This window comes from Microbacterium sp. CPCC 204701, from assembly GCF_004010105.1.
Lineage (GTDB): Bacteria > Actinomycetota > Actinomycetes > Actinomycetales > Microbacteriaceae > Microbacterium.
Genome location: NZ_RRYE01000239.1, coordinates 1 through 4,792, shown reverse-complemented (window position 1 = coordinate 4,792; position 4,792 = coordinate 1). Strand labels below are relative to the sequence as shown.

General features: G+C 68.5%; 7 protein-coding genes. All 7 read right to left on the bottom strand.

The features are described 5' to 3' along the window. A partial coding sequence (locus tag EIO58_RS12870; RefSeq protein WP_127819874.1) for a F0F1 ATP synthase subunit delta occupies window positions 1–606 on the bottom strand: 606 nt, incomplete at its 3' end. After that, window positions 606–1,160 (bottom strand): F0F1 ATP synthase subunit B, encoded by a 555-nt coding sequence (locus EIO58_RS12865; RefSeq protein WP_127819873.1) that lies wholly within the window; start codon window positions 1,158–1,160, stop codon window positions 606–608. The genes EIO58_RS12870 and EIO58_RS12865, both read right to left, overlap by 1 nt. Window positions 1,161–1,188: 28 nt before the next feature. Beyond that, window positions 1,189–1,422 carry an ATP synthase F0 subunit C gene (gene atpE, locus EIO58_RS12860; RefSeq protein WP_127819872.1) on the bottom strand — a complete coding sequence of 78 codons (234 nt, stop codon included), beginning with the start codon at window positions 1,420–1,422 and terminating at the stop codon, window positions 1,189–1,191. Window positions 1,423–1,482: 60 nt separating this feature from the next. Beyond that, complete coding sequence (gene atpB, locus EIO58_RS12855) at window positions 1,483–2,346, bottom strand: F0F1 ATP synthase subunit A (RefSeq protein WP_205789261.1); 864 nt, start codon at window positions 2,344–2,346, stop codon at window positions 1,483–1,485. A gap of 121 nt (window positions 2,347–2,467) precedes the next feature. Then, window positions 2,468–2,956 (bottom strand): hypothetical protein, encoded by a 489-nt coding sequence (locus tag EIO58_RS12845; RefSeq protein ID WP_127819871.1) that lies wholly within the window; start codon window positions 2,954–2,956, stop codon window positions 2,468–2,470. Continuing rightward, window positions 2,953–4,137, bottom strand: a complete 1,185-nt coding sequence (locus EIO58_RS12840; protein WP_127819870.1) for an MraY family glycosyltransferase — start codon at window positions 4,135–4,137, stop codon at window positions 2,953–2,955. The genes EIO58_RS12845 and EIO58_RS12840 overlap by 4 nt, the downstream gene beginning before the upstream one ends. Further along, window positions 4,134–4,792, bottom strand: a 659-nt coding sequence (locus EIO58_RS12835) for an L-threonylcarbamoyladenylate synthase (RefSeq protein ID WP_240658818.1), incomplete at its 5' end; no start/stop codon positions are given. The genes EIO58_RS12840 and EIO58_RS12835, both read right to left, overlap by 4 nt.

Below are 4,792 nucleotides of genomic sequence, written 5' to 3'. Positions count from 1 at the left end.
CGGCGCAGCCGTCACGACGGTGGCGACCGTGCGACCGCGCTGGTCGGCGACGAGCCTCGTCGCCCGCGCGAGGAGCTCGCGTACGCGCCGCTCACGCGGATGGCGGATGAGGGATGCCGCGATCAGCGTCGCCGCCTCGCTCGCGCGACCCTTCAGCAGCGACTCGACGAGCTCGGCCTTCGCGGCCGAGTCGCCGATCCGGCTGCCGAGCGCGAGCTCCAGCTCGGGGTTGTCGGCGATCGTGCGCGAGAACCCGAACAGCTCGCCCTCGACGTCGGCCGAGGCATCCGCGATGGCGGCCGCCCGCACGGCGAGCTCGTCGATTCCGTCGACGAGGTCGCCGGCGCTGGACCAGCGCTGCTCGACGGCGGTCGTCAGCAGCGACGCCGTCGTGGGCTTCACCGATGCGCCCAACACGTCGGCGACGACCTTGCGGCGCGCATCGGCGGAGGCCGAGGAGTCGGCGAGCGCGCCGCTCAGCTGCGACGAGTCACCCACGGCGCGCGCCACCGCGAACAGCTCGCGGGCGACGTCGAGGTCGACTCCCGACGCGGCGGTGAGCGCCGCGGTGGTCGCCGCCTGGGCCTGAGTGGTCGCGCTTCCCATTACGCCTTGGCTCCTTCGGATGCCTCGAGGTCGGCGAGGAAGCGGTCGACGACGGCCTGGGCCTTCTTGTCGTCGGTGAGCGCCTCGCCGATCACGCCACCGGCGAGGTCGAGGGCCAGCGTGCCCACCTCGCCACGCAGCGACACGAGCGCCGACTGGCGCTCGGCCTCGATCTGGGCGTGCGCCGTCGCGGTCAGGCGTGCCGCCTCGGCGGAGGCGGAGTCCTTGGCCTCGGCGACGATCTTCTTGCCGTCCTCGCGGGCGGCATCGCGGATCTCACCGGCTTCCTTGCGGGCCTCGGCGAGCTGGGCGGTGTACTCCTCGAGAGCCGCCTCGGCCTTGCGCTGCGCCTCGTCGGCCTTCGCGATGTTGCCCTCGATGGCGGCCGAGCGCTCGTCCAGCAGCTTCTTCATGCGCGGAAGAGCGACCAACCAGAAGACCACGAGGATCACGACGAAGCAGACCGCCGACCAGATGATGTCGTACCAGGCGGGGATGAGCGGGTTGTGGGCCGCCCCTTCCTCCGCCGCGTACGCGACAAGAGCGTTCAGCATCCTGTCTCCTTAAGACTGGTTTCGGCGATTACTGGAAGATGAAGTAGGTGGCGATGCCGATGAAGGCGAGCGCCTCGGTGAAGGCGATACCGATCCACATGAGCACCTGAAGGCGGCCGGCGAGCTCGGGCTGGCGCGCCACGCCCTCGATCGTCTTGCCGACGACGATGCCCACGCCGATGGCCGGACCGATCGCGGCGAGGCCGTAGCCCATCGTCGCGACGTTTCCGGTGACCTGGGCGAGAACCGTAGTTGCGTCCACGGGGGTGTTTCCTTTCGGTTGTGGGCGGTCCTGTGATTTACAGGTTTGGGACCGACCCGCTCAGTGCTCTTCGGCGACCGCGAGCTGGATGTAGACCGCGGTGAGGAGAGCGAAGACGTACGCCTGGAGGACGGCCACCAGGATTTCGAAGAGGGTGAAGATGAAGCCGAACGCGAGGCTGCCGGCGCCCAGCAGGCTCCACCAGCCGCCCATGTCGACGATGAAGAACTGCGTGGCGGCGAAGAACAGCACCAGCAGGAGGTGGCCGACCATCATGTTCATGAGGAGTCGGAGCGTCAGCGTGACCGGCCGGATGACGAAGGTCGAGATGAGCTCGATCGGCGTGACGATGATGTAGATCGGCCACGGCACGCCCGACGGGAAGAGCGAGTTCTTGAAGAAGTTCTTCGGGCTCTTCTTGATGCCTGCGTAGATGAACGTGACGTAGCTCACGATCGCGAGGGTGAGCGGGACGGCGATGATGCTCGTGCCGGCGATGTTCAGGAACGGGATGATTCCCGTGATGTTCATGAACAGCACCATGAAGAAGATGGTGGTGAGGATCGGCAGGAAGCGCTGGGCGTCCTTGCGGCCGAGGAGGTCCTCGCCGATGTTGACCCGCACGAAGTCGAGGCCCATCTCGACCAGGCTCTGGAACCGCCCGGGCACCACGCGCATGCGCCGCGTGCCGAGCCAGAAGATCAGCACCACCGCGATGGTCGCGAGGAACTGGATCAGGCTGATCCGGGTGATGCTCAGTGGTTCGCCGAACAGGACGATGCCCGGGAAGGTGATGAGCGCCTCGGGGAAGAACTCCTCGATCGAGGGTCCGTGGAACTCCGGCGGGGCGTCCGCGGCAAGGGGGGCGATCAGGGTCGCAGCTTGAGTAGTCAGCGCTGGCTCCAGCTTCGGGGCACCGGTCAAGAACCGTTGCGACGATGGTCGGTGAGCGTCACTCCGCAAGCGCTCGCAGAGCGAGCGGGCGGGCGCTCGACCAGCGTATCAAACTTGAGAGGTCGCTGAATCCGCGCGCCGGTGGGCGCGGTCACGGGCGGGGGTCCGACTCGTCGGTGCGGTCCCCGGCATCCGGATCGGTCGGAAGCTGGACGTCGCTCACATGCGGCACGCGCATGCGCAGCAGGACCACGACGTCGACCACGAGCGAGGCCAGCACGCTCACCACGACTGCGACGAAGAAGACGGTGGGCTCGATCCACGGCTGATCGCGCAGCAGCAGCAGCGCCACGATGAAGACCACGAACTTGAGGATCCAGCCGCCGAGCACGATCGCGAAGAACAGCGGCACATAGAGTGCGTCGCCGTACCACCGGTTCGCGATGAGGATGCTGGCGCCGGTGATCGCGAGGAACACGGCCGCGACGAGCACGCCGACCAGAGCGCTCCACAGGCCGGTCGTTCCTGCGACGAGGTAGCCGACGACGGCGCCGGCCACGGTGAGCACGGCGGTGACGGCGCCGGACCACACCAGGACGGTGCGCAGGATCGGCGTGCTGGACACGGGGCTGGGGGTCATGAGGCGTTCTCCGGTGAGGATTCGGGCGCGGGCGCGGGACGGGCGCTCGCCGGACCACGGCGGCGCGAGGGCGGCAGGGTGACAACGAGGCATGCTGCGACCCCGACGATGCCGTAGGCGACGCCGAAGAGGTAGTCGCCCGGCCATTCGAGGGTCGTGCCGATGTACATCAGCAGCACCGACAGGCTCGCCAGCGCCGTCCACGCGTAGAAGATCAGCACCGCGCCGCGGTCGGAGTGGCCCATGTCGAGCATGCGGTGATGCAGGTGCTTGCGATCGGGCGAGAACGGCGACTTGCCCTTGCTCATGCGCCGCACGACGGCCAGGGCGAAGTCCAGCAGCGGAAGCAGCACGACCACCACCGGAAGCAGGATCGGGATGAACGCACCGAGGAGCTGCGAGCGGCCGAACTGGTCGTTGTCGCCGAGCATGGCGGGGTCGAAGTTGCCGGTGATCGAGATCGCCGAGCATGCCATCAGCAGCCCGAGCATGAGCGCGCCGGCGTCGCCCATGAACAGCTTCGCGGGACTCCAGTTCATCGGCAGGAATCCGATGCACGCGCCGATCAGCACAGCGGCGATGAACGACGAGAGGTTGAAGTAGTTGCTCGCCCCGGTGTCGCGGAACACCATGTACGAGTAGGCGAAGAAGACCGCGTTCGCGATGAGGCAGACCCCCGCGACGAGCCCGTCGAGCCCGTCGATGAAGTTGACCGCGTTCATCGCGACCACGATCGCGAACACGGTGAGCGTGAAGCTCACCCAGCTCGAGAAGATCGTCATTCCGCCCACCGGGAGCGTGTAGATCTGCAGCTGGCCGAACCACGCGATCACTCCGGCGGCGAGGAACTGCGCGCCGAGCTTGATCATCCAATCCAGGTCCCACACGTCGTCGAGCACGCCGATCACGACGATGATCAGCGCTGCACCCAGCAGCGCGTAGATCTGCTGCGGATTCGACCAGATGATGGCGAAGAACGGATGCTGCGCCGACATGGCGAACGCCGCCAGCACGCCGAGGAACATCGCGATTCCGCCGAGACGGGGCGTCGGCGTCGTGTGGACGTCGCGATCACGGATGCCGGGGTACAGCTTGTATCGCAGGCTGACGCGCCAGACCACCCACGACAGGACGAAGGTCACGGCCGCGGTCAGCAGGATCGTGAAGACGTACTGCTTCACGGGCGATCCGGCTCCGCAGGCGGAGCGGCCTCCTCGGAGCCGGACTCCGCCTCGCTGCCGGTATCGACCTCGGCCTCGACCTCGACGTCGCCCGGGTCCGGCTCGTCGCCCGGATCGGGCTCGAGCAGATCGCCGAGGACCTCACGCAGCCGCGCACGGTCGACCGCGCCTTCGCGCAGCACGCGCACGAGGGGCTCGGCACCGCCCACGAGGCTCGTCGCGTCGACGATCGTCGACGCGACGCCGGTCTTGGACGGGCCGTCGCTCAGGTACACCGCCACGCTGTCGCGAAGCATCTCCTGGGCGTCCTCCGCCGTGATGCCGGCGGCCATGCCGGTGAGGTTGGCGCTCGAGACGGCCAGCGGCCCGGTCTCTTCCAGCAGCTCCAGCGCGAGGCGGTGCGCCGGCATGCGCACGGCGACCGTTCCTCGCGTCTCGCCGAGATCCCACGACAGCGACGGCTGTGCGGGAAGGACGATGGTCAGCCCGCCCGGCCAGAAGGCCTCCACGAGCCGCTCGACAGGCTCGGGCACTTCGGCCGCGAGCGCGCGCAAGGTGGAGAGCCCGGCGACGAGCACGGGGGGCGGCGACTGGCGCCCCCGGCCCTTCGCGGCGAGCAGCCGCGCGACGGCCGCCGCGTTGAACGCGTCAGCGG

Excerpts from the sequence above, each read along its gene's own strand:
- EIO58_RS12865 (WP_127819873.1), bottom strand. The coding sequence starts at position 1,160 with ATGCTGAACGCTCTTGTCGCGTACGCGGCGGAGGAAGGGGCGGCCCAC.
- EIO58_RS12845 (WP_127819871.1), bottom strand. The coding sequence starts at position 2,956 with ATGACCCCCAGCCCCGTGTCCAGCACGCCGATCCTGCGCACCGTCCTG.